The organism is Nostoc sp. XA010 (assembly GCF_020829625.1).
Taxonomy (GTDB): domain Bacteria; phylum Cyanobacteriota; class Cyanobacteriia; order Cyanobacteriales; family Nostocaceae; genus Nostoc.
The window spans coordinates 121,369-144,498 of the sequence record NZ_JAIVFX010000010.1; the positions used below are offsets into that span (position 1 = coordinate 121,369).

At 42.0% G+C, this 23,130-nt stretch carries 24 protein-coding genes and 3 tRNA genes; 13 read left to right on the forward strand and 14 right to left on the reverse strand.

The genetic code is table 11. The features are described from left to right. Positions 1-90 precede the first annotated feature (90 nt). The 5 genes from LC608_RS16765 to fabI all read right to left on the reverse strand — a co-directional run bounded on the left by LC608_RS16765 (position 91) and on the right by fabI (position 7,397). Positions 91-1,533, reverse strand: coding sequence for a right-handed parallel beta-helix repeat-containing protein (locus tag LC608_RS16765; RefSeq protein WP_229554613.1), 1,443 nt, complete (start codon positions 1,531-1,533; stop codon positions 91-93). Between the two features lie 1,192 nt (positions 1,534-2,725). Next, positions 2,726-4,198 (reverse strand): SLBB domain-containing protein, encoded by a 1,473-nt coding sequence (locus LC608_RS16770; protein ID WP_229554614.1) that lies wholly within the window; start codon positions 4,196-4,198, stop codon positions 2,726-2,728. A 507-nt stretch (positions 4,199-4,705) separates the two neighbouring features. Further along, positions 4,706-5,689: an ABC transporter ATP-binding protein gene (locus LC608_RS16775; protein WP_229554615.1), complete on the reverse strand. Its 984-nt coding sequence runs from the start codon at positions 5,687-5,689 to the stop codon at positions 4,706-4,708. 154 nt (positions 5,690-5,843) lie between these two features. Next, positions 5,844-6,485 (reverse strand): imidazoleglycerol-phosphate dehydratase HisB, encoded by a 642-nt coding sequence (gene hisB / locus LC608_RS16780; RefSeq protein WP_196526286.1) that lies wholly within the window; start codon positions 6,483-6,485, stop codon positions 5,844-5,846. Between the two features lie 135 nt (positions 6,486-6,620). After that, positions 6,621-7,397, reverse strand: coding sequence for an enoyl-ACP reductase FabI (gene fabI / locus LC608_RS16785; protein WP_229554616.1), 777 nt, complete (start codon positions 7,395-7,397; stop codon positions 6,621-6,623). Between the two features lie 381 nt (positions 7,398-7,778). Here fabI and ntcA point away from each other — a divergent pair, with 381 nt between their 5' ends. The 3 genes from ntcA (at position 7,779) to LC608_RS16800 (ending at position 10,679) form a co-directional block, all read left to right on the forward strand. Next, the gene (gene ntcA, locus LC608_RS16790) at positions 7,779-8,450 is read left to right on the forward strand and encodes a global nitrogen regulator NtcA (RefSeq protein ID WP_017652326.1); all 672 of its coding nucleotides are present in this window, start codon (positions 7,779-7,781) and stop codon (positions 8,448-8,450) included. Positions 8,451-8,618: 168 nt separating this feature from the next. Further along, positions 8,619-10,109, forward strand: a complete 1,491-nt coding sequence (locus tag LC608_RS16795) for a DUF3084 domain-containing protein (protein WP_229554617.1) — start codon at positions 8,619-8,621, stop codon at positions 10,107-10,109. A gap of 117 nt (positions 10,110-10,226) precedes the next feature. Beyond that, positions 10,227-10,679, forward strand: a complete 453-nt coding sequence (locus LC608_RS16800) for a Holliday junction resolvase RuvX (protein WP_229554618.1) — start codon at positions 10,227-10,229, stop codon at positions 10,677-10,679. Between the two features lie 52 nt (positions 10,680-10,731). On the opposite strand, the gene LC608_RS16805 is transcribed toward LC608_RS16800, so the two are convergent. Further along, positions 10,732-11,001, reverse strand: coding sequence for a DUF3146 family protein (locus LC608_RS16805; RefSeq protein ID WP_372726526.1), 270 nt, complete (start codon positions 10,999-11,001; stop codon positions 10,732-10,734). Positions 11,002-11,858: 857 nt separating this feature from the next. Here LC608_RS16805 and LC608_RS16810 point away from each other — a divergent pair. Beyond that, positions 11,859-12,725 carry an aldo/keto reductase gene (locus tag LC608_RS16810; RefSeq protein WP_229554619.1) on the forward strand — a complete coding sequence of 289 codons (867 nt, stop codon included), beginning with the start codon at positions 11,859-11,861 and terminating at the stop codon, positions 12,723-12,725. Between the two features lie 127 nt (positions 12,726-12,852). On the opposite strand, the gene LC608_RS16815 is transcribed toward LC608_RS16810, so the two are convergent. Continuing rightward, positions 12,853-13,311 carry a type II toxin-antitoxin system VapC family toxin gene (locus LC608_RS16815; RefSeq protein ID WP_229554620.1) on the reverse strand — a complete coding sequence of 153 codons (459 nt, stop codon included), beginning with the start codon at positions 13,309-13,311 and terminating at the stop codon, positions 12,853-12,855. Continuing rightward, on the reverse strand, positions 13,308-13,574 hold the full coding sequence (locus LC608_RS16820) for an Arc family DNA-binding protein (RefSeq protein ID WP_174710242.1): 267 nt from the start codon (positions 13,572-13,574) through the stop codon (positions 13,308-13,310). Before LC608_RS16820 ends, LC608_RS16815 begins: the two co-directional genes overlap by 4 nt. 179 nt (positions 13,575-13,753) lie before the next feature. Between LC608_RS16820 and LC608_RS16825 the strand changes: the two genes are divergently transcribed. Genes LC608_RS16825 through LC608_RS16835 form a run of 3 tightly spaced genes read left to right on the forward strand, consistent with a single transcriptional unit; the run spans position 13,754 to position 16,035 of the window. Beyond that, positions 13,754-14,890, forward strand: coding sequence for a hypothetical protein (locus LC608_RS16825; RefSeq protein ID WP_229554621.1), 1,137 nt, complete (start codon positions 13,754-13,756; stop codon positions 14,888-14,890). 4 nt (positions 14,891-14,894) lie between these two features. Beyond that, entirely contained in the window at positions 14,895-15,260 is a 366-nt protein-coding gene (locus LC608_RS16830) for a hypothetical protein (protein WP_229554622.1), read from the forward strand. A 7-nt stretch (positions 15,261-15,267) separates the two neighbouring features. Next, positions 15,268-16,035, forward strand: a complete 768-nt coding sequence (locus LC608_RS16835) for a hypothetical protein (protein WP_229554623.1) — start codon at positions 15,268-15,270, stop codon at positions 16,033-16,035. 169 nt (positions 16,036-16,204) lie between these two features. Here the strand turns inward: LC608_RS16835 and LC608_RS16840 are convergent. Then, a tRNA-Ser gene (locus LC608_RS16840) sits at positions 16,205-16,289 on the reverse strand. A gap of 131 nt (positions 16,290-16,420) precedes the next feature. Next, complete coding sequence (locus LC608_RS16845; RefSeq protein ID WP_229554624.1) at positions 16,421-17,341, reverse strand: TIGR04168 family protein; 921 nt, start codon at positions 17,339-17,341, stop codon at positions 16,421-16,423. 149 nt (positions 17,342-17,490) lie between these two features. Here LC608_RS16845 and nadA point away from each other — a divergent pair, with 149 nt between their 5' ends. The 3 genes from nadA (at position 17,491) to LC608_RS16860 (ending at position 18,834) form a co-directional block, all read left to right on the forward strand. Continuing rightward, complete coding sequence (gene nadA, locus LC608_RS16850) at positions 17,491-18,465, forward strand: quinolinate synthase NadA (protein WP_229554625.1); 975 nt, start codon at positions 17,491-17,493, stop codon at positions 18,463-18,465. Between the two features lie 124 nt (positions 18,466-18,589). Then, positions 18,590-18,675, forward strand: a tRNA-Tyr gene (locus LC608_RS16855). A gap of 87 nt (positions 18,676-18,762) precedes the next feature. Further along, a tRNA-Thr gene (locus LC608_RS16860) sits at positions 18,763-18,834 on the forward strand. Between the two features lie 208 nt (positions 18,835-19,042). On the opposite strand, the gene LC608_RS16865 is transcribed toward LC608_RS16860, so the two are convergent. From LC608_RS16865 to LC608_RS16875, 3 genes are read right to left on the reverse strand one after another with little or no spacing between them, the layout of a single operon-like run. Beyond that, positions 19,043-19,267: a hypothetical protein gene (locus LC608_RS16865; protein ID WP_229554626.1), complete on the reverse strand. Its 225-nt coding sequence runs from the start codon at positions 19,265-19,267 to the stop codon at positions 19,043-19,045. Between the two features lie 5 nt (positions 19,268-19,272). After that, positions 19,273-19,797, reverse strand: a complete 525-nt coding sequence (locus LC608_RS16870) for a hypothetical protein (protein ID WP_229554627.1) — start codon at positions 19,795-19,797, stop codon at positions 19,273-19,275. Then, positions 19,790-20,041 (reverse strand): hypothetical protein, encoded by a 252-nt coding sequence (locus LC608_RS16875; protein ID WP_229554628.1) that lies wholly within the window; start codon positions 20,039-20,041, stop codon positions 19,790-19,792. The genes LC608_RS16870 and LC608_RS16875 overlap by 8 nt, the downstream gene beginning before the upstream one ends. A gap of 112 nt (positions 20,042-20,153) precedes the next feature. Between LC608_RS16875 and LC608_RS16880 the strand changes: the two genes are divergently transcribed. The 3 genes from LC608_RS16880 (at position 20,154) to LC608_RS16890 (ending at position 21,805) form a co-directional block, all read left to right on the forward strand. Further along, positions 20,154-20,594, forward strand: coding sequence for a hypothetical protein (locus tag LC608_RS16880; RefSeq protein WP_229554629.1), 441 nt, complete (start codon positions 20,154-20,156; stop codon positions 20,592-20,594). Next, on the forward strand, positions 20,584-21,117 hold the full coding sequence (locus tag LC608_RS16885) for a hypothetical protein (RefSeq protein WP_229554630.1): 534 nt from the start codon (positions 20,584-20,586) through the stop codon (positions 21,115-21,117). Before LC608_RS16880 ends, LC608_RS16885 begins: the two co-directional genes overlap by 11 nt. 148 nt (positions 21,118-21,265) lie before the next feature. Continuing rightward, positions 21,266-21,805 (forward strand): hypothetical protein, encoded by a 540-nt coding sequence (locus tag LC608_RS16890; protein ID WP_229554631.1) that lies wholly within the window; start codon positions 21,266-21,268, stop codon positions 21,803-21,805. Positions 21,806-21,881: 76 nt separating this feature from the next. Here LC608_RS16890 and LC608_RS16895 read toward each other — a convergent pair whose 3' ends face one another. Continuing rightward, positions 21,882-22,904 (reverse strand): hypothetical protein, encoded by a 1,023-nt coding sequence (locus tag LC608_RS16895; RefSeq protein ID WP_229554632.1) that lies wholly within the window; start codon positions 22,902-22,904, stop codon positions 21,882-21,884. Between the last annotated feature and the right edge of the window lie 226 nt (positions 22,905-23,130).

Genomic DNA, 23,130 nt, shown 5'->3' on the forward strand with positions numbered 1-23,130 from the left:
GCCAACAGTGTGTTACAAAAACGGGTTGTAGACAAAAAGGCTGGATAAATCAGGATTTTGCCATACAACCCAATTCCATACTCTTAACTACTACCGCATTTCGTATGCCCCTCTATCGGATCGTGAACCCTTCACACGAGGATCGCCTAGAAAATCAGTTGTCACACGATTGAAGTTCATACCACTATTGATTGCCGGACTCGTAGGCTTCAGTCTAAAATCACCACCCGAGGCATTCATAAACACGGGATCTGCAATCATATCATTAGATCCGGAAACACGTATCAAGGAACTATTGGCGTTGAGGTTGTAGTCAAACCTGACGTTGTCACCACCGTATCTTACGTTTATCGGTTTCCCGCGCTCAGAATAAAGGATGTTATTGAGAACCTTGATATTATTTGAATCATTAACCGAGATTTGCCCGTATGAAATTCCCGGACTCTGGTTATTCATATAACTAGTGTTGTAGACAATATCAATATTCTCACTTTGGAAAGTGTGAATGCCGCCACCACCATTTTTATATGAGATATTGCTGGCAATCAAAGTACGTCCTCGATACGCACTCAATTTTGATCCCTTTTGCTTATTCATTCCACGATCAACAATAATGCCATTACCGTCTTGGATCTTGCCATTAGAAATCCAGGGAACGAGCATTTTATTGTTGTAGACCTTGTTTCTGGTCACAAATATCTTGTAGTTTTGGTTGTTGTCAAAATTCCAACTGTTGAGCACCGAAATGCCACTACAGCCGAAAACTGAGTACCAGGCATTATTAAATACCTCGTTATTATCTATTGTTAGATAGTCTGATTGAATGGCTGAAATGCCTGCGCCTCCACAATCATGTATCTTGTTGTTGAGAATACGTATATGGTGGGAACGACCATCTCGTCCTCCTTCTATGCTGATACAATTTCCATTGGTCAGGGGGTTTGATTGGTTATACTTCTGACTCAGCCCATAACTACGAGAAATTTTGCCATTGTTCCCTACAACCTCCAGCCCATCAACTTCAATATATGATGCTCCATCGTTAATCCGAATTCCATGCCATCCATTGTGCTGAAGTTTCGGTCGCTGTCCAGGGTATGCTTTATACGTAATCCATGCATTTGCCCTTCCAGAGCGTTTAATATCTATTACTGTTCCAGATGGATGTGCATTCTTGTATACCCCATCCATAATAAGTACCGTGTCCCCAGGGTTACTCAGATCTGCGGCTCTTTGAATTGTCCTAAAGGCAGATGAGGTAGTGCGTCCGCTATTTCTATCGTTTCCTTTACCACTAACATAGTATGTTGTCGCATTTGAAATAGAACTGATCAGCTTGCGGCTTGGTAGTGGAATTTCTTGATCAGTTAATGGCTGACGTACATCTTTAACAAAAGACTCTGTTATTCTCTGTCCTTGAACCAGACCTGTTAATGCCCAGGGAAGTACAAGAGATGCGCTTAAACTGAGAAAACCTAAACCATGAATCATCATAGGGAAAAATAGGGTATGTTGCAAAAACTGATTCGTCAACGGTCAGTAGCTCTAGCCTTAGTCAGTAACTCAGTATTGGATACAGTCGTGTAACTGCCATTTGTAAGTTTATACACCCTTTATCAGGTTTCAACCTGAGAATTCCCACGTAGATATGCCTGAAAAGCCTTTTTAGCTTGTCTTCCAAAAAATAGCAATTATATAGTAAAAGTACTGAAGGAAAATGATTCAGTATCCAGAGCTATTCCATTAATGGACACCAAGCAACTGTACAAATGGCGTCATTTCCAATTCGAAATCATTGTACTGTGTATACGCGATATCTGTGGTTAAGATAGTATATCTGTTATAAATTAGTTAATTTACTTAAATAATTCTTATTATAATGATAATCAACAAATATAGAATATCATTGTATAGACTGTGTTCTAGGAATAAATTCTTTTGATGATTATCATTATCATAAAGTATCAGAGTAACTAAAACAAAGCTCGAAAAAGCCTATCAATAGCAGATTAAGAATTTTCAGTGAAAACTTTAGGTATACAGTAGTTCTGTACCCTAGTACTGCAAGGCGGAAGTCACGCATTCAAAAGTCAAAGGTATTATGGAATCAGCTTTTTAGGGATTTTAAATGGTTGCTCTATTTCCGCCGTGGCGTACTAGTCTTATCCTGTGGCTGAGGGTGCGTAGCTTGCCTTCCCATAGGAGTACGAGAACAGCTATTCTCTAACTTAGAAGTTTTTCTTTGGAATAAGAGACGTGTTGCATAGCTTGCTTCTCTGTAAGAGTACGGCTCTGTGCGTCCTATTTAAACGCATCATTTAAGTAAGTGGGCAAGAATAAATAAAACTATATTACGTAATGTAAAATTCATTCAATTTGCTGGTACTAAGCGGCTCCAACCCTTAAAATATGGCTGAAGCCGCTTAGTAAAAACCTTTAATTATTCACGCCCACTTACTTATTCTTGCTCTCAAAAGGCAGTACAAGAGTTAATTTAAGACTGCCATTATGAGTCTATAGTTCTTTTCTATAGCAATCCAAATTAAATCGTGAAAAAATAGGCAGATAAAAATACCTATTTACAAGCTTTTCAACTTTTTGTTTCTCACAAATGATTAAGTAGAGCTATATTAACTTTTGACTATTGAGCCGTGACTCCTAGGTAGTGCAATTTTGGGGACGGAGAGATTTGACCAACGCCCCCAATTCACATCTGTATCTTAAACTAGAATCCGAGCAAGTTAAAAATACTAAAGATAACACCTAGAGGCCCAGTTACAGTGCCTATGGTATCGCCAGTTTTAGCTGAACCAGATCGGTTGACTACCACAACGTCATTATTGCGGAGTATAGGATTAGTTTGCTCATTAATCCCAGCAGAGAAATCCACTTTTACTATACGTTTAGTCACAGAACCATTAGGGTTGAGGCGAATCAAATCAACAGCACGACTACTAGCTCTGGCATCATTAAATCCGCCAGCCGCGAGTATAGCTTGATTTAAAGAGCTATTCGGCTGAACGTCTGTTAATCCTGGTCTTTTAACTTCGCCTACTACACCAACTTGAATACGTGCAGGAGACAAAGTAGTGGTAGCTAATTGAGTGGCTTCTGCGGGGTTGATTTCAGTTGCTGTCGGAATAACTATTGTATCTCCGTCTTGCACGATAATATCTTGATTGGCGTCACCACTCTGCAATAATTGCCAAAGATTGATATCTATAGCTTGTTCTGAGCCGGTTCTTGTAGGTCGACGTAGCTTCAGATTACGAATATCAGCCTGTGCTGTAATTCCCCCAGCTAGTTGAATTACCCGCGTCACATTTGGTAGACCAGAGGGAGAAGCAGTGCCACTATTAGTGGTTGCGCCCCCCCCCTGTGCATCTGTGCTGGCTGGGGTGACAAGATATGAGCCGGGACGGTTAACTTCGCCAATAATTGTTACCGTGCGGGGTGTGGTTTGGCTAGCGGCAAAGTTAGATGCAAATATATTGCGGGATTCTGCCACGTTGAAGTTGGTTGCAGTTGGCACAAGTATAGTGTCTCCATCCCGCAAGGTAATATCTTGTGATAACCTGCCTGTTTGGATGAGTTCCTTCAAATTGACACTGACGGTTTGCTCTGAGGAGCGTCCTAATTTACGCCGTAATTGAACTTGAGTCACATCCGCAGCCAAGGTTACCCCCTGTGCTGTTGTCAATGCGGCTAATACAGTGGGGTATTGTACGCCTGGATTGTCTCCCGCACCTCCGCTCAAGTTGAGAGTGTAAGCGCCTGGACGTGTCACCTCTCCAGCAACGAAAACATTAATGGGACGAGGCGATAACAAATTAACTGAAATCAAAGGACGTTTGAGGAAGCGAGCATACCTTCTGGCAATTTCGTCAGCAGCCTGTTCAGTTGTGAGTCCGAGGACTGACACACTGCCAATTAAAGGTAAGTTGATGGCTCCACCCGGGGGAATTTGATATTCACCTGTATATTCAGGTACTTCAAATACATTTACACGGATGCGATCGCCGCCTCCTAATGAATAATTAGTATCTAATTGTGTTGATGTGTTTGGTGTTGGTGTTGTTGGTGGTAATGGTTGTCCCTGAGCGAGACTGGCAAATGGCACAACGGCATTGACAGCAGTTAACAAAGCCACACCCACAACTGGCTGAGTTAGGAATTTAAACAAACTTGTATTAAGCATATTTACCTGAGACTCTGAAACTACAATCAATAATGTACTGTCTTAACATTTTTATTTGAACTATACCTAAGTATTCAAGTTCCCCGACACTCTTATTTTCCTCGAAAAATGTCATTTTCCGGAGGAAATTTGTTTATTGAATTTGAATTTTTGGTGAAGCTAATTTAAAGTTAAGCCAACTTGAATATAGAAATTCTAAAAAAATATTAAGGACTTCCGCAAATAAACATAGTTGATCCAATAAATTATCTGTTAATCAACAAGGCATTGACGAATAAAATTTTCTTGTGAAAGTCAATTTTATGACATTTGAAGCGCGGTTTAAAATCTGCTATGAGTACCAAAATTATGAACAAGTTCATTAAATAAATATAAATCACTTTAACAAGAGATTGGAATTTATTTCTTTGCTGATTGGCTTCAGAAAGATGAACTCAAAAAAGCATAAAGGTTGATTTTGCTCCTTAAGTTAAGCCAAAATTTTCTATTTGGCAATAAGCAGGAAGACTAATTCAGTGAGTCATTTTTTCTTTGGATTTGTTGAATAAAAAACTCTTCTAGGGAGTAACGTGACAAGCTCATGGCAATAATTTTACCCTCCATGAGACGAAGACTGGCGAGAAAATCATAGTAATCGTCTTGTAGTGTACCCTGCCAGGAACCATCTGGTTCAAATCTGAGAGTGGGTATCCATTTTTGAAGAATTTCCCAGTCACCACCTTGACCTTTGACGTGATATGTGTTGTTTCTGCCTAAGAGTTCATTGAGGGAACCAGAGCAAATTAATTCACCTTGAGCGAGGATAGCAATGCGATCGCAAATCTGTTCTACTTCACTAAGAACGTGGCTGTTGAAAAAAATCGTCTTACCAGCAGCTTTTAACGCCAGGATAATTTCCCGCATTTGGTAGCGTCCCACAGGATCAAGACCAGACATCGGTTCATCCAAAAAAACCAAATCTGGCTCGTTAATTAGCGCCTGTGCCATACCAACACGCTGTAGCATTCCTTTAGAATAGCGACGCAGCAGCTTTTTGCGGGCATCGGCTTGGGATAAACCCACTAATTCCAGCAGTTGAGGAATGCGTTGGCGTTGGACACTTTGGGGAATTTGAAATAGCCCGGCGGCTAGCTGTAAAAATTCCCAGCCAGTGAGATAGTCATACAAATAGGGATTTTCCGGCAGATAACCGATATGTTGCTTAACACTGCGATCGCCTATAGGCTTATCCAATAATAATCCCCGTCCAGAGCTAGGGCGAATAATCCCTAGCAACAATTTTAAAAGGGTGGTTTTACCAGCACCGTTTGGCCCCAGCAACCCAAAGGTTTCGCCTTTATAAACTGTTAAAGAACAGTTTTTAAGAGATACGACTTTTTGATTTAGCCAAAAACCAGTGCGATAGACTTTTCGCAACTCAGAAGTCAGGACTACTGGCGGAGCGTCCGTCGTATTAAGTTGAGAATTAGGGTCATCTGCAACAGACTTCATCTCGGTTCAATTACTAATTACCAGCTTGGCACTAATTACAAGTTACCCGATAGGCTGATAATAACCATCACTAACCTGTGTGTCAATTATTGCAAATAAGATTAGCTGAATTAACACTAAAAGTATCAGTCCTCGTCAGAAACTATGATTAGCTTTACAAAACGCCTTTAGAACTGGGAATTAGACCAGCACGACGAGGGTCGATTTCCACTGCCAACCGGGTTGCCCTCGCAAATGCCTTAAATGTAGCTTCAATAATGTGATGGGAATTAATACCATCTAGTTGCCGAATGTGTAGTGTCATTTGGCTATGGTTCACAAGTGCCACAAAAAATTCGCGTACTAGTTGGGTGTCATAGGTTCCTACACGCTGGGTAGGAATTTGCAAGCCGTAGCTGAGGTGAGGGCGTCCAGAAAAGTCTAGGGCTACCTGAACTAAAGCTTCATCCAGTGGCGCAAGAAAATTACCAAAGCGGACAATGCCTTTTCTGTCGCCTAGTGCTTGGTTAAAGGCTTGTCCTAAGGTAATACCTACATCTTCGTTGGTGTGATGGTCATCAATTTCCCAGTCTCCCTTGGCTTGAACATCTATATCAATCAGCCCGTGGGAGGCAATTTGATGCAACATGTGATCCAAAAAGGGAACGCCTGTTGCTGCCGTGCAAGTGCCTCTACCATCCAGATTGATGGTAACTTGCACATTAGTTTCACCAGTGGTGCGGTGAACAGTGGCAATCCGAGGGGTTTTAGTTGACTGATCGTAGTTTGAATTAACTTGGCGATTGGTTGTTTGCATAGGAATGGGGAGTGGGGAGTGGAAAGTGGGGAATTGGGAATTGGGAATTGGGAATGGGGAATTGGGAATGCACAGGAATAATTCGCTTGCTCTCCTTACTCCCCCTACTCCCCACTCCCTACTCCCCAAATTATCTTACATTCCCATAATTTCATATCCTGCATCTACATATAGAATTTGTCCGGTAATGCCGCTAGACAAATCACTACATAAGAAAGCGGCAGCGTTACCCACTTCTAGCTGAGTTACGGTGCGTCGTAGGGGAGCTACTTCTTCTACATGATGGATCATATCCAAAATCCCACCCACTGCTGAAGATGCTAAAGTGCGGATGGGGCCTGCGGAGATGGCATTGACACGGATATTTTGTAGCCCTAGTTCGGCAGCTAGGTAACGCACACTAATTTCTAAGCCAGCTTTGGCAACTCCCATGACATTATAGTTAGGGATTGCTCTGACACCGCCTAAATATGTGAGGGTGACGATACTACCTCCCTCTGTCATCAAAGGTTTAGCTGCACCACTTAACTGCACCAGCGAGTAGGTACTAATTTCTAAGGCGGTGTTGAAGCCAGAACGAGAAGTTTGGCTAAAATCTCCAGTCAAATCATCTTTGCTGGCAAAGGCAAGACAATGGATGAGGATGTCTAGCTTTCCCCACTGTTCGCGGATTGTCTCAAAAGTAGATTGAATCTGTTCATCATTTTGGACATTACAGGGAAGAAATAAGCTGGGGTTGAGGGGTTCTACCAATTCTGCAACTTTTTTTTCCATCTTGCCGCGTTCATCGGGCAGGTAGGTAATACCCAGGTTTGCTCCGGCTTTATGCAGCTGTTGGGCGATGCCCCAGGCGATCGAGCGGTTATTGGCAATACCTGTAACAAGAGCATTTTTTCCAGTCAGATTTAGCATATAAATTGTTAATGCGATCGATCATCTAGGAGCATACTAGAATCTGAGGCACGTTTTGTCTTTGTTTTATACAGGATTTGCAAAAATGAATATTGGTAAGAGTGTTTGCTGTGACAAAAATCTTGATTTTTCCTAAAGATATTCCCAAAATAACTTTATTTGTTCTTTAAAAAACCCTTTTTAATACTGCTATTGGAAGTACTTATCAACAATTTATAGCTGAAAGGATCAACAATTATGTATCATTATAAACAAACAGTTATGAAGAGATTAGTTTGAGTATAGGAAAGTACAGAAAGGTTGACGGTGCTTTATTCATTTTTCAGGTGTATTCTTAGGTAATCAGTTTTTGTTTTTCCGGCATTGGGTAGGGGAAGGGAGATGATCGTGACACAAGATAAAGCCCTAGCAAATGTATTTCGTCAGATGGCGACCGGGGCGTTTCCGCCAGTTGTAGAAACGTTTGAACGCAATAAAACGATCTTTTTTCCTGGCGATCCTGCCGAACGAGTTTATTTTCTTTTGAAAGGTGCTGTTAAACTTTCCAGGGTGTACGAGGCAGGAGAGGAAATAACGGTAGCGTTGCTGCGGGAAAATAGTGTTTTTGGTGTATTGTCATTGCTGACGGGAAATAAGTCGGATCGGTTTTACCATGCGGTTGCATTTACGCCTGCGGAATTACTGTCAGCACCAATTGAACAAGTGGAGCAAGCACTCAAGGAAAATCCAGAATTATCAATGTTAATGCTGCGAGGTCTGTCTTCGCGCATTTTACAAACAGAGATGATGATTGAAACTCTCGCTCACCGAGATATGGGTTCTAGGTTGGTGAGTTTTTTGCTAATTCTTTGTCGGGATTTTGGGGTTCCTTGTGCAGATGGGATCACAATTGATCTGAAGTTATCTCATCAAGCGATCGCAGAGGCAATTGGTTCAACTCGTGTTACCGTTACTAGGCTATTAGGGGACTTGCGTGAAAAAAAGATGATTTCTATCCACAAAAAGAAAATTACTGTGCACAAACCTGTTACCTTAAGTAGGCAATTCACATAAAATCAATTGGAGAAAGGGGAATCGGCGCGTGTTCTATTTTGAAAAATGACACTAATAGCTAGAGGTAAATCTAAAATTGAGTAATTTCAGCTATTGCCAATTTCCACTTCTTTCCAGACAATGCTTAAAAGTAGTAGGCTGTATCTGGAAGGATTTCGGTAGCTAAAGATGACCACCGGATACATCCTCATTGCAGCAATTTTAATTCTGGGAGGCGTAATTGCAACCGTGGGCGATCGCATCGGCACACGAGTTGGCAAAGCCCGCCTCTCACTTTTTAACCTACGTCCGAAAAATACTGCTGTATTGGTAACCATTTTTACGGGCGGTTTGATTTCAGCATCAACCTTAGGAATTTTATTCGCTGCCGACGAAGGCTTGCGAAAGGGAGTCTTTGAATTAGAAGATATTCAAACAGACCTTAGACAGAAGCGGGAACAGCTAAAAACCGCAGAAACTCAGAAAAGTCAGGTAGAGAGTGAGCTAAACCAAGCAAGAATTGCCCAAGCAAAGGCACAACAAGACTTGCAGCTAATCAATCAATCTTTGCAGGCGGCGAATGCCAAACAACGCCAAACACAAGCTCAGTTGAATCGCACCATTAGTCAACAAGCCCAAACTCAAACTCAACTCCAACGCACTCAAGGCCAGCTAGAACAAGTTGTACCTCAGTACCAAAAAGCTATAGCTGAATTGCAAAGCGTTTACAATCAGAGAAAGGAGCTACAAGCGGCAGTTGAACTACTAAAGACAGAACGTCAACGACTGTACGCTGAAGCTAAAAAAGCTATTGACGAAGCCAAAACAGCTATTGAAAAACGCGATCGCGAACTTGCTAATCGCCAAGAAGCCATAAAAGTGCGCGATCAAAAAATCGCCCAACTCGATCAATTGATTCAAAAGCGTAATGTAGAAGTTGCAGCGCGAGAGCAAGTGATTGCTACACGGGAATCGCGCCTCAAAGAATTGGAAGCACAACAGGAGCAACTAGAAATGGAAGTTGCAAGGCTGGAAAAATATTATCAGTCTTACCGCGACCTGCGTCTAGGTAAGCTAGCCTTAGTTCGCGGTCAAGTTCTATCTGCTGCTGTACTTCGTGTTACTCAACCTGCTGCTGCTCGTCAGGCAGTGATACAACTTTTACAAGAAGCCAATCGCAACGCTAACCTCAGATTAAGTGAGCCTGGGGCAAATCCGGCAAATGTAGAGCTAGTGCGCGTGACCCAGGATAGAGTTGACCAATTGAGCAAGCAGATTGGCGATGGTCAAGAATACGTGGTGCGAATTTTCTCGGCTGGTAATTACGTCAGGGGAGAAAAGCAGATAGAATTTTTCACCGATACAGCCCGAAATGAATTAGTTTTTTCGGGAGGCGCAGTGCTGGCCACAACCACTGCTGATTCCAAAACCATGACATCTTATCAATTACAGCAGCGACTGGAGATACTGATTTCTGCTTCCCAATTTCGGGCCCGTAATGCCGGAATTGTCGAAGATGTGCAAGTAGAAGGGACTTTCTTACGCTTTGTCAGCCAATTAAGACAATACAATCAACCCTTGGAGATTAAAGCGATCGCAGCAGAGGACACTTACACAGCCGGGCCATTGAGAGTAAAATTAGTGGCAATAGTCAACGGACAAATTATTTTTAGTACTTAAAACATTATTTGCACACTGTTATTAGTAAGATTTAAACATATCGAACAGCAGTCAAAATAGTTGCTGTGATTGAATTTATTCATTTCTAAATTCTTAATTTTTAATTTTTAATTTATTATGACTTTCCCGGAATTTTCACCAACGCAACCAGTCATATTGGGGTTTGATCCAGGTCGAGATAAGTGTGGTTTAGCGGTGATGGGACTGGATCGGCAATTGTATTATCATCAGGTCGTCTTAGCAAAAGAGGCGATCGCTACCATTGAGACACTGCGTCAAAAGTTTCCGATCTCTTTGATGGTGATGGGCGACCAAACTACAGCCAAGGAGTGGAGACAGCAATTATATCAGGAATTGAGAGAACCGTTGAGTATTATTTTAGTGGATGAGCGCTACACAACCTTAGAAGCACGCGATCGCTATTGGCAAATGTTCCCGCCCAAAGGGTTAATAAAGCTATTGCCACAGGGTCTGCGACAGCCACCAAGACCGATAGATGACATTGTTGCCATCCTTTTAATCGAAAGATACTTAAATCGCCTCACTGAATCAGCAGTCAGCCAATTTTAGATTTTAGATTTTTTCTCCAATCCAAAATCCAAAATTGAATGGCTCCTAACTTTTAAAGTTCCGCCCGAATAGTAAAAGCATAATCTCCTCCAGGTTCTAGCTGATAATCTTGTTGCTCCAAAAATCGACCGAGGGGTTCTTTGATTAAGGCGCGGCCTTGGGAAGGCTTGACGGCAAGTTCTCCCCGGCGAAAATGCCACTGGAAATGCCACTCAAACTCACCTGCACTCACTTCACCCTCAAGGAAGCCGTGTTGCCAGGATTGGCGGGTGATTCTGACATGGGCAATAGTTTCTGGCAGTCGTCTTTTAGCACTCACAATGCTTTATGTCAAGTGTAGAATAACAGCCGCTCATATTAAGCTGGCTTCTTATTTTATTTACCAAAATAGCTTAAATAGATAAACTGACAAAGTGAGTATTTGTAGTTGAGCAAGAATTATACTTATCGAGGATGCTGTAAAATTTCAGTTAAAAGTGACTCAAACTTACTTAATCTCGGCGTTCCGTGTCTGTATAGCAATCCTAAGTCATTCGTGAGAAACAAAATCCCCAATTTTATATGCTAAAGTCAGTGATCTATGACTTTCGTCTATCAACACACTGGTAAGTAATGCGGGTAATTTTTATTAAGATTTTAGGAATGACTGTATCCTAGAAACTGCATATCTGATACTCCTTTCATCAGTATATTGTGGGTTAATTGGAATTTCCTTGAAGAATTTAATTATAATTACAGCCCGATAAAGCTTAAAGTATTTAAATTGCTTTTCTTGGATATCAAAACTCATAATATTCTCTAGTGGATGTTCGATAACTTCGTTGACACGGAAACTTTTACGTTCAATAAATACCTTATTGATACTTTTATAAAAGGTACAGGTAGTTACAGGCTCAAATAATAAGCAGTAAATCAAAAAGCTTAAACAACCAGTAAAAAGGCACCACCCGATGAATCAATATCTGAGTGGTTGATGCTTTAGCTGTAATCTGGTACGCGTTTCCTCTACAATTTTCATCAGTGTTTGTGTATAGAATACTTAACCCCTAAGTAGAGTATTCCCTTGGTAATCCATTCACTGATCACTAAGTCTAAGTACTAGGGAGGATTTATGATCAATCGCTAAACAAGCTTTGGCTAGCTGGTAGATAATTGGGGCAGAAAGCTAGAGCTAGAAGCATGGAAACCAAACAGCTAGGAAAAACTGGTATCTTTGTAAGTGCGATCGGTTTGGGTGGTATGCCCATGTCAATTTCTAATCGCCCTCCCGAATCGGAATCAATCCAAGTTATTCATCGGGCCTTGGATCTGGGTATTACATTGATTGACACTGCCGATTCCTACTGCAAAGATGAGTCAGATAAGCACCACAACGAGCGACTAATTCACAAGGCACTTACTAGTTATAAAGGCGATATTAGCCAAGTAATTGTGGCAACGAAAGGCGGTTTGATGCGTCCCAATGGAAACTGGACAAGCAACGGGAACCCAGAACATTTACGCGAAACAATTCGAGTTAGCTTTGAAGCGTTAGGTGGTGCTAAACCCATCGATGTTTGGCAATATCATTCGCCCGATCCTAAGTACACAATCGAAGAATCCCTTGCGCCAGTTAAAGAAGCAGTCGAGGCAGGTTTAATTCGATTTGTCGGAGTTTCTAACTTTTCCGTTGAACAAATTAAGCAGGCGCGGGATGTAGTAGATATTGTCTCGGTGCAGAATCAATACAGCCCTTGGCAACGACAGCCAGAAAATGACGGCGTGTTGAAGTATTGCGAAGAACAAGGATTGACCTTTTTGCCTTGGAGTCCCTTTGGTGGTAGGCGTCGCCATCAGGATTTACAAGATATCCCTGCGATCGCTAACTTAGCTAAAGAAAAAGGCGTGTCAGTATATAATATCGTCTTGGCGTGGTTGCGTTCCAAGTCACCCGCTATTTTGCCAATTCCTGGTGCTAGCAAGGTTTCTAGCATTGAAGACTCAGCACAAGGTATCAATGTGAAACTATCTGATGAAGAAGTGCAAAAAATTGATCGGGCAACTTAATCATTCCAAGTGATTTTCACTTCGGTGCAATGCAGTCTGAACCTCATCCCCAACCCTGATGTATCGAGATATTTAGTCTCATCCAATACTTTGGGGTTGAATATATAGTGAGGAAAAGCGATCGCTTCTAAATTGACTCCAACGCCGGAACCTCGAAGTCATTAAACGAGCAAACATTGTAAGACGAACCAGCTAGAGCCTTCACCAGCTTACCGTCGAGAGTAAGCAAAGTAGCACCTACCTGCTGTGAAAGCGCGACATAAGAGCCATCGTAGGCGGAGATTCCATAATTTAATGCGATCGTAATTGCATCCGCCATCAAATCAGCCGTGGAGACAACACGCAAAGGAAAAGCTTTGAGGGTGGCTAAATCTGTCTGAACCTCAGCAGCAGTGTACATCCTTGCACGGACGTACTTCAATAAGGCGTTAGCACACTCAATATAAAAGAGGTCTGGAACAAATATTTCCGTCTGTGGATTGGCAAAATGGTCGAAAAGTTGATTAACTTTGGAAGTTAATGGATCAGCAATAAAATACTTGATACACACGCTGGTATCTAAAACGCATCTTAGAGGGGTGGTCATCTGTCGCGGTCTTCTCGAATCAGTTGAGTACTATCAGGTAATCCGAAGTCTGCTGGATTCACACGGCGACGCTGGCGACTTTCTTCTAGGACTTTAAGTACATTCTGGCGTTTCTGGTCTTCTATTTGCTGCGCTTCAGTTTTTAAAGCTTGTTCTAACAGAGTTATAACTTGGGCGTTAATGGAACGGTGTTCAGATGCCGCTAACTCTTGCAGCTTTGCATACAAATCATCGGGTAAATTTCTCACATAAAGGGTAGCCATCGCTTTACCTCAAAGTAGAATTTATCATCATGCTAGCACGATGCAAGCAGAGGGTGAAGGGAGCGATCGCTTTTGAAACAAATATCAAAACTAAATACTTAAAGTAGACGCTATCTTAGTATGCTCTGAGTGCTAATATCACTTCCACTTAGTAAAATTGACCTCCTCAAAAAAATTCTATGAGCATTAACGCTTTTGTGGATTATGGCTTCCCTTCTGGCAGAGATTTTTGCGTACAATTTTTGTCTAGTTCGGAGTTTAAGGCTGCAACCCTCAGAGAAATTGCTCCGTCAGCTACGAGTAAAGAAAAGAAAGAAAAAATAGCTTTACACATAGCTGATTCTCTTGAAAAGGGTGAACTTACTACAGACAAAGTTCTACTAGCGTATGTCAAGCAGCCAAGGATGTGGTTGAGCATCAAGCAAGGACAGAGTGCCCATACACCTAGTTTAAAGTCGCCCGCTTTGCTATTAAGAGAATTTGGTGAAGAGGGCTGGTATGGCCCTATTCAAGAGACTACGGGATTAAAGAAATGGTATATTCGCACCTATAAAATTCCTGATTATATCCGCAGGAGGACTGGTGAAACTAGTCAATTTGAGGAATGCAATATTCGGTGGTCTGTCATTGCTGAGGTTGGTCATAATTATGTTGCTTTATCATGGGAAGGCTTCTCATTTACTCCACGCAGTGATGAACACACAGAGAAATCAACGCAGTTTCCTTTCTGGTTGTATATTCCGGCATTCTTCGATCAACTAGCTGATTATCTGCAAGGTCAATGGGTTCACCCCAATCTCCCTCGTTTAGTTCTGCATGAAATGTGGAACAAATATCTCAATAAATCTATTAATGATTTTCACTATAAATGGCAGCACTTGCGGATAAGAGCAGAATCTGCTGGGGTGGCTCTGAATGCTCATAGTTCTGGAGTGCGCGAAATTGATGCGAGTGGGTTACAGGCGCTTTCTCGACAATTAGCTGAGTCTGCACTAGAGACACTTGGCTTTGCAGATGATATAGAGAAAATTAGTAATGTTGAAAATGCCATTTTGCGTACTCTGCTCAAAGAATGGGGCACTAAATCTTATGAATTCAGTCTAGACAGAGAAGCCAATTTAAGGGAAGCTGACACTGAAGGTTCAAAAACAAAAGCAGAATTAGAAAAGCTTTTCAAGGCACATTGTTACTTTGGACTCAAACCCAGCTTTAAAACCCAAGATTCTCTTCAGCACCTAAAGTGCCATTCAGGATACTATGGTGGGAGTACTGGTGTACTAAAGTTTCTTCTAAGGGAACTTGGACTTCGAGGCTAAGGCAATGGTCAGCGTGATTTGTGAAGGGCGTTTAGATTTCCTGTCTGGTGAGCAAAGGGCTGAACTAAGTAGGCACTTTCAGAAACCATCAAAAACGGCTATGCCACACCAGCTTGCCGTCAGATTGGGATTGGAATACTCTGAAGCGCTTGCAATTATAGCTGTTCTTGAAGCTGAGGGACTTTGTGAAAATCACCTTCTCATTTATCACAACTGTGAGCCAGATGTGCCAGCAGGGGCAATTCCGTATGGTCAAGGCTTTCCGAACTTGCCTTGGGTTTGTCCATTTTGCCAAAAGAGTGTTAAAGACTACAATGAATTGTCCTTTGATATTATGGCAAAGTCTATGCATTCAATCGAATTTCTCTAATTAAGGTATGCCCAGTCAAGAAGAGTTAGTTCAATCAGCTCTCGATACTCTGGCACTTCTTAACAGAGACGACCCAGCATCAAATAAGTTAGCATCTTTTTTGTACACCGTAAAAGACCCAAGACTTTCAAAATATCTAGAACAACTCAAAGACTTTACAGAACTGAAAAATCCTACACTTCCACAAAGTAAACAAGCTGGTGAATTGCTTGAGCAAATTGTCTGTCTTGTCTTTCGTGGACTTCAAGGAGCCACAAGCTTCAAGAGCTTTCAGTCAGCAGGGCCTCAATACGACTTTTTAGTTAGTGGAGATCAACCAGCTTGGTTATATGTTTGTAATCAGCTCTATCTTAAAGAGAATCAAAGAGGCATAGTTGTTGAAGCAAAGGCAACCAAAGAGCGCTTGCCTGACAAACAGTTTGCGCGACTATGCAGCATCTTAGACTTAAATCTCTCAAGCACAGTCGGACTGGGAATATTTTTTACACTGAACGGAGCAGCAGGCTTTCCCCAATCAGGTGATACTAGACAGAGGGCAATCAGTGACTGTAGATTACGTCAAGTAATTTTTCATGCTAAGACACAAAAAAGAATAGTTGTCTTAGACAAAAATGACATTTTTGAGTTAGGTAAAAACGGTTCTCTAATTCAGATACTTGTTAGAAAAATCCGAGATTTAGACGAACTGAGCGGTCTTCCAACTACATCAGTTGAGCAAACCCAGGAAATAGATTTACCTGATCACTTAAAGCACCTATATGAGGATGTGATATGAGATTTGGTATCAACTTCCTGCTGATACCAAATCTATGTGAGGCTGCATAGAATAAGTTTCTTGTCGGGCATGGAGTTTCAAGCGTTTTATTCTGTGCATCTTCATAGAGAATTGGTATGAACTGATAAGCAATAACTATTAACCAATATCTAATTCCCAAACTATTCAACGGAGAGGGGGAGATTCGAACTCCCGGAGGTTTTAGCCTCATCCGATTTCAAGTCGGACGCAATCGACCACTCTGCCACCTCTCCAGTAAATCTGTCAAACTTGTGCTTATCCTAGTTTCAGACGCTATTCAGGCGCTTTTGTTGGTTAGCACTAAACTTGACAGATAATACTATACCCTATTATCTACGCAGATTGCACTACTGGATGCGAATGTCTACGACACAATACGCGATCGCTCGTACAAAATTTCTTCCTGTGCCACCTGAAAGTCATTCCCCACCCAAATTAGGGAAACTTGCGAAACCACACCCGCCTCTAGGGTGACAATGGAAAAATTACGCAATTTCTCGCTGTCATTTTCCACAATCCTGGGGACACTAGCCGCATTTAAGTAAATTGTCCCCTCTGGACTTCTAAAGATGGGCTTGCGCTGCACCTTCTTGGTATGGCGTAACTCTCGGTGCATGTGACCAAATGTCACCAGAGGAATGGTTTTACCAGCAGTCAAGGCATGAGAAATCGCCTCGCCAAAATCTGGATCGCCAAAGTCGCCGCCAATTGGATGCCAGTCTTTGCCGCAGAGGTCTTCGGGGCGATCGCCTAATCCACTAGGCCCGTTGTGGCCCAAAAATATAATTGTCTCGTAAGCGGCGCTTTTAACTGCTTTGAAGATGCGATCGGCGGATTCTTCCAAACTCGTCACACCGTAACGTTCTTTACAGATTTCCGCGAATTTCCACTCTGGGCCACCCCAAGTAAAGGGACGCCCCCCCACTACAGTTAAATTCCAAGCGGGAAAATCCAACTTACCGTAACCAACATGGGACGAACCTAATAAATCGAGTTGTTCCTGTACCCAGTCTTCCTTAGAGCGGTCATAAGGAGCCTTTTTGCGTCCCCATTCGGTGGCGGTGTACCAGGCATCGTGGTTGCCCATCACGGCTGCTTTGGGAATATCGAGAGATGCGATCGCTCTGACCACTTCCACTGATTCATTGCCAAAATCCCCGACAAACAGCACTAAGTCAACACCCAAATGCTTGAGTGCAACGCCATCTTCCACTTCCCATTGGTCGTGAATATCTCCAACTACAGCAATTTTGAGGTTTATCGATTGAGTTTTCTGACTGGTCATGCCACTTTCCTTGCCGTCTATCTCCAGGATATGAAACTCAGCCCGATTTGGACACAACCCCAAAATATCAACCGTCCACTATTTTTGGTAAAAACTACTATAATTGATTCCACAGGACATAAATTTGCAACATAAAGCACCCCTAAACTGTGTTTACCACTGCACTAGCTCAACGAGAAAACACCCAACTGGGTGAACTACCACTAGATTTGTTTGCCGCGATTCAGAGTCTCAAAAAAGAACTCAACGCCGTTATCCTGGCGCATTATTATCAAGAGCCAGATATTCAGGATATTGCAGACTTTATTGGAGATTCATTACAACTGGCGAAAGCCGCAGAAAAGACTAATGCGGATGTGATCGTTTTTGCTGGTGTTCACTTCATGGCAGAAACAGCAAAGATACTTAATCCCGATAAATTAGTACTTTTACCAGATTTGAATGCTGGTTGTTCTTTAGCAGACAGTTGTCCAGCAGACGAATTCGCAGCTTTTAAAGCAGCGCATCCAGATCATTTGGTGGTGTCTTACATCAACTGCTCTGCTGATATCAAGGCGATGAGCGATATTATTTGTACCAGTTCCAACGCTGTGAAAATTGTGCAGCAGATACCGAAGGAACAGCCAATTATTTTTGCCCCAGATCGGAATTTGGGGCGGTATGTCATGGAACAGACGGGACGAGATTTGGTGCTATGGCAAGGTAGCTGTGTTGTTCATGAAACTTTTTCGGAAAAGAAAATTGTCCAGTTAAAAATTGCCCACCCCGAAGCAGAGGCGATCGCACACCCAGAATGTGAAAGTAGTGTATTGCGCCACGCCAGCTTTATTGGCTCTACAGCCGCTTTACTCAAGTATTGTCAAAGTAGCCCCACCAAAGAATTTATCGTTGCTACGGAGCCTGGAATCATTCACCAAATGCAAAAACTAGCTCCTGACAAGCATTTTATTCCTGCACCGCCGATGAATAACTGTGCTTGTAACGAATGTCCATTTATGCGATTAAACACCCTAGAAAAGCTTTACTGGGCAATGAAAAATCGTACTCCTGAAATTACCATGTCAGAGGATATTCGCCTTGCTGGACTGCGACCAATGCAACGAATGCTGGAAATGAGCGTCTAACGAGTATTTTTTATACATAAGGTAGAGGCGCAGTTTTGTTGCGATCTCTACCTGCAAGTTATTTTTTCTAACCACTTGCAATTTCTAAAACATGGTGCTAAGATTTTAAATCGTGAGACAAATCGGGTCGGTGTCCGAGTGGTTAATGGAGACGGACTGTAAATCCGTTGGCTAGCGCCTACGCTGGTTCAAATCCAGCCCGGCCCACCACTTACGAAGTTATAAGTTATAATGACTGGGTTAAGAGCAAAGCTCCCAGCATTGTAACTTACAACTAAAAAGCCAAAGTTATATTTTGCCCGTGTGGCTCAGTGGTAGAGCACACCCTTGGTAAGGGTGAGGTCACGAGTTCAATCCTCGTCACGGGCTTTTTCCAGAGATACTTAGCAGTCCTAAAACATCCTAGACTGTCCTAAACGTGTCTTAAGCATAGGACAGTCTAACGATGGTTTGCTAGAGATATATCAAATCTTTAACTTAGGGCAGACCTGTAAAACTTCTAGGTGTCGTTAGACTCCCTGGCTAGCGGGGGTAAATCGAAATATTTACCGGGAAATCGAAACATTTCGACAAAGGTTTAATGCAGGCGGTCTTGGTACTGATTAACAATGTCTTGGGAGTCATCTTGTAGAACCTTGGCGCGTCTGGGGTTGGATGATGCCTTAATAACCCTGCGTTGCCTTTGTCTACCCTCAAGGACTTTGATAAGCCTTCTTTGTTGGGCCGGGGTCAACTGGTCAAATATGTTCCTTTGGTCAGCATTCAAATCAAACTTAATAAATACTTGGTTGCGATTAATCATTGGTTTTATTCCTCTGTTTGGTATTTGATATCCTGTCCGGTCATGTCCCGTTCTGGTAGCCCTAGTTGTGCCTCAAGTGAACCGAGGTTGATACTGACTGAGATGTTAGGTTCTGGTAGAGTTTCCCTAGCCATCCGGTCTTTAACTAGCTGGCTGGCCCATTCCCCCATCTCTTTAAGCATCCTGGCTACCCTGAGATTATTGTCTGCATTGAACTGGGCGGCTAGAGAATCCACAGCCTCTAGAGCTATCGCTAGCAACCGCTCTTGTTTGTCATCAGTGGTTAAGCCATCGGCTGAGACATTAGTAGTTAACCTTGGGGCTACCGGGTTACTCTGGGGTACTGTGCGTTGTAGGGGCTTTGAATGCTTCTTGTGGGAGTATATTTGCTGAGGTGTTACAGATATTCCCAGAGTTATCAGGTAATCAACTAATGCGGTTGCTGGTAGCCCTAACCTGACCTTATCCTCAAAGCTTTGCCTAGCATCGGTATTAAGTGAACAGAGGGGACAGGTGGTCTTTCTAACCATTGGTCTTAACCTCCTTAATAGCCTCTACAAGAGCATCTAGACCAACTAAGAAATCATCAGCTTCTACTGATGCCAAATAAGTTAAACATTCGCCGTATGCCTTCCTAGTTCCCTCTGTCATCTGATTAGTTTTTAAGATTTCTCTGACTACTTCTGATATTGGTAGTTCTGACTTTTCTGCTAGTTCAACCAGAAAGTTATATGTACTTTCCTCAACCCTAAAAGATAATGCTTTGGTTTTCATTTTATTAGTCCATTTAACTATAGATTGTCAATACATCTTTAATGGTTTTTGGTCATTCCAGCCTCTTGACAAAATACAGCTAAATAGACCAATAATCTAAAGGACAATACAAATGGCTGGACATTATCAGAAAGCTACTCAAGAGCGCGAGGTTAACCTCGCTAGACTTAAGGCTGAAACAGCTAGACTTATGGAAGAAGATTTAGCAGAGAAAAAGAAGATTGCTGATGAAAAACAGGCTAAGTTAGAGTCTAGAAAAGCTTTAATGAAGTTCTTAAGACAGTTCATAGCAACTTCTGTAAAGTTTGGTAATGTAACCTCTGAACAAATCAGTATCTATCTAACCAACTATCGCAAAGAATATGGAGATGATGCCCTAGTTGCTGAGTACTTAAGTTTAGCTATTCAGTTACTTACACATCCTCAGACCGGGGTAGAGTCAACCACGGCGCGTTTTGGCAACGGCGGTCTTATTTGGCGTGGTCAGACTTACAAAAATGTCCATGAACTCCATGAAGCCCTAGTTGCTTTAATAGCTAACTTTGACCCTTGATCGGATTGATTGGGCGGCTGTTGGTAGAGTTCTTTTTAAGGTACTTGTAACTGTCCCTGCTGAAATATTGGCTGGGGCTATATCTAATGCTACCTATGAAGCCGTTGAAGGGATTAAGGCATCTTTCAAATATCTTTCAGATCAAATAATGGGATTTGTTGATTCAGTTAATCCAATCAAAAATGCCAAGAAAGCTTTAGGTATTACCGAAGGTAGTAGTCAAGACCAAGTAATAAACAAAGTAGCTAACTACGGTATCAAACAGGCAGTAGGGACTATCCCTGGTATTGGGGGAGCTATCAAATCAAGTTTAGATACTTATGATACTTTCTCAGGAGGTAATAAAGGTGCTACCAGCCCGTTACCGGAAATCAAGGGGAACAATGGAGCAAAACAAATCTCCTATAATCCCTCATTTACCATAGCTCCCCAAGCGGGAACAGATGCCGAGGGCTTAGTAGCTCTAATCAGAAATACCATAAACAATGACTGGGCTGAGTTTAAAGCTAACTCATTAGCCTAAGTGACCAATATAAACCCCAGATGAGTATTTGTACTTACCGGGGTTTTCTTGTGAGTAATAAGTGGTTAGCCTAGCTGATTGGTATCCTTGACCTCATTTATTTACCAGAATAGACTGAGGTAAGTAATATTGGATACTAGTAAGTTTAATGCTAAATAAATATCTAGACCTCATTGAAAAGCATCCTATTAGGTTAGCTGCCACAATAGCTGTCATAGGTGGGCTAGGGTCTTTACCATATATGGTGTTTCAGGGTATACCTAGAACAAATCAACCCCAGGAACAAACCCAAAGCCAAAACCAGGTAGGTGATTTAGATAATGATGGGGATGATGAACCCTTTGATAGAACCCAATGTAAGGTATACAACATGGGGGTGGCTTTGGGCGCTTGGGTTTACCAGTTCAAGGGTATAGATGGCAAGCTAGATAATATGTTATTTACAGATGACCCTGATGTTATCCAGACGTTTGATAGAAGCCCCTTTGGTATTTTTTGGTGGTCTAGTTCTGGTTTCAGGGGTTCTGATTATGCAGAAATAGCGAAGGTATTACCCCCAGAGGGCTTAAAAGAACTAGATTCGCTACTAGATAACTATAAGTATGCAGCTATAGGTACTAGTGCTTTTGCAAAAGCAGTACAGGAAAGCCGTAATGCAGGGTTATTAAATACCTGTGATGTTGATTAAGCGATCGCTAGATGATTTAGGGGATAACTTAAGCCCCCACTGGTTATCTAAGGGATACCAAGGGGGCTAAGGATGGTTAGGCGATCGCTGGGGTTACTGGTTGCACATAGGTTAAATCCTGTAACTTTTGCTCTAACTCTTTAATCTCTTGTTTTATTGACTCTCTGGATAACTTATCGGACTGCCCTAACTGCTCTTTTAATGCTTCAATCTTTTTCTCTACTACTTTGGCTTCATAGTTTATCTTCCTAACATATCCTGTCCTATTCCAGGTGCTAGCATCTTGCTTTATAAAGCGTGTCCAAACCCCATCAATACATAGGTCTAAGCCTGTCCGGTTAACTAGCTCTTTATAGTCAATATCAAAGGTTTCATGTAGGTACTCTGAGGTTATACCGGGTTGCCAATCTCTAGCTAACTCCTCATCCTCTCCTATTTGGTATTTGTAGGGGTCTTTGCCTCTAGTAGAGGTAAGTCTTGCCTCTTCCTCTTCCTTAGCCCAGGATTCCGGGTCATAACCATAGTTACCTAGTGGACTCATAAACTCTCCGTCTGGGCTTAGTTGGAGATCATCTAAATCAACCGCACATACCCAGAATGACTTTCTACCTGTCTTAGTAGTACCCAGTCTAGTTACTATACCTAACTCATAGTGGTAGCGGTATTTATCTTTATTTCTACCCTTGCCCCATTCTTGCTCATAGTACTTGCTGGCAAGAAGCATATAGAATCTGACAGTAGACTGCTTAGTTACTTCATAGTTAGGCTTAAAGTTGTGTTCTGGCTCCTCTTTTTTCTTGGTTAACTCTTCCCGGATAAGCTTGTTCTCTTCCTTAAGGCTGTGTATCTGGGCCTGTAACATATCTAGTGCGTTCTGGATGTCCAGCGCTACATCAGTTATGGGGCGATCGCTGTCTAGTTGTTCCTTAACCAGTTGTGCAGCCTCTAAAGACTGGTAGACATTACCTGATAAACCAGCCCGGATAAAGTCTATTATCATTTGATGTTTACTGACATCAGCCGTCTTAGATGCTACCTGTAGTTGCATATTTAAATCATCAGGTAGTCTCAGAGTCATGTTTGTAATATTGTTAGCCATTGCCTATCCCTCTCTCTCTTGCGGTGTGATACCATGATACCATCTATAATATAGATTGTCAAATATTGGTCTAAGTATGGAGGTTATTTATAAAACCCTTGTAACTACTAGGTTTTGGCTTTATCCCTCTCTTCTAACTGGTGTGATACCAGATACCATGCAATATAGATACTGTTTGAATAACTGATGATATTTTAACTATTGATAAGTTTTAGTTATGAAATAT

Coding starts and splice junctions, on each gene's coding strand:
- LC608_RS16770 (WP_229554614.1), bottom strand. CDS start 4,198: ATGCTTAATACAAGTTTGTTTAAATTCCTAACTCAGCCAGTTGTGGGT.
- LC608_RS16775 (WP_229554615.1), bottom strand. CDS start 5,689: ATGAAGTCTGTTGCAGATGACCCTAATTCTCAACTTAATACGACGGAC.
- hisB (WP_196526286.1), bottom strand. CDS start 6,485: ATGCAAACAACCAATCGCCAAGTTAATTCAAACTACGATCAGTCAACT.
- fabI (WP_229554616.1), bottom strand. CDS start 7,397: ATGCTAAATCTGACTGGAAAAAATGCTCTTGTTACAGGTATTGCCAAT.
- ntcA (WP_017652326.1), top strand. CDS start 7,779: ATGATCGTGACACAAGATAAAGCCCTAGCAAATGTATTTCGTCAGATG.
- LC608_RS16795 (WP_229554617.1), top strand. CDS start 8,619: ATGACCACCGGATACATCCTCATTGCAGCAATTTTAATTCTGGGAGGC.
- LC608_RS16800 (WP_229554618.1), top strand. CDS start 10,227: ATGACTTTCCCGGAATTTTCACCAACGCAACCAGTCATATTGGGGTTT.
- LC608_RS16810 (WP_229554619.1), top strand. CDS start 11,859: ATGGAAACCAAACAGCTAGGAAAAACTGGTATCTTTGTAAGTGCGATC.
- LC608_RS16815 (WP_229554620.1), bottom strand. CDS start 13,311: ATGACCACCCCTCTAAGATGCGTTTTAGATACCAGCGTGTGTATCAAG.
- LC608_RS16820 (WP_174710242.1), bottom strand. CDS start 13,574: ATGGCTACCCTTTATGTGAGAAATTTACCCGATGATTTGTATGCAAAG.
- LC608_RS16825 (WP_229554621.1), top strand. CDS start 13,754: ATGAGCATTAACGCTTTTGTGGATTATGGCTTCCCTTCTGGCAGAGAT.
- LC608_RS16830 (WP_229554622.1), top strand. CDS start 14,895: ATGGTCAGCGTGATTTGTGAAGGGCGTTTAGATTTCCTGTCTGGTGAG.
- LC608_RS16835 (WP_229554623.1), top strand. CDS start 15,268: ATGCCCAGTCAAGAAGAGTTAGTTCAATCAGCTCTCGATACTCTGGCA.
- LC608_RS16845 (WP_229554624.1), bottom strand. CDS start 17,341: ATGACCAGTCAGAAAACTCAATCGATAAACCTCAAAATTGCTGTAGTT.
- LC608_RS16865 (WP_229554626.1), bottom strand. CDS start 19,267: ATGATTAATCGCAACCAAGTATTTATTAAGTTTGATTTGAATGCTGAC.
- LC608_RS16870 (WP_229554627.1), bottom strand. CDS start 19,797: ATGGTTAGAAAGACCACCTGTCCCCTCTGTTCACTTAATACCGATGCT.
- LC608_RS16875 (WP_229554628.1), bottom strand. CDS start 20,041: ATGAAAACCAAAGCATTATCTTTTAGGGTTGAGGAAAGTACATATAAC.
- LC608_RS16880 (WP_229554629.1), top strand. CDS start 20,154: ATGGCTGGACATTATCAGAAAGCTACTCAAGAGCGCGAGGTTAACCTC.
- LC608_RS16890 (WP_229554631.1), top strand. CDS start 21,266: ATGCTAAATAAATATCTAGACCTCATTGAAAAGCATCCTATTAGGTTA.
- LC608_RS16895 (WP_229554632.1), bottom strand. CDS start 22,904: ATGGCTAACAATATTACAAACATGACTCTGAGACTACCTGATGATTTA.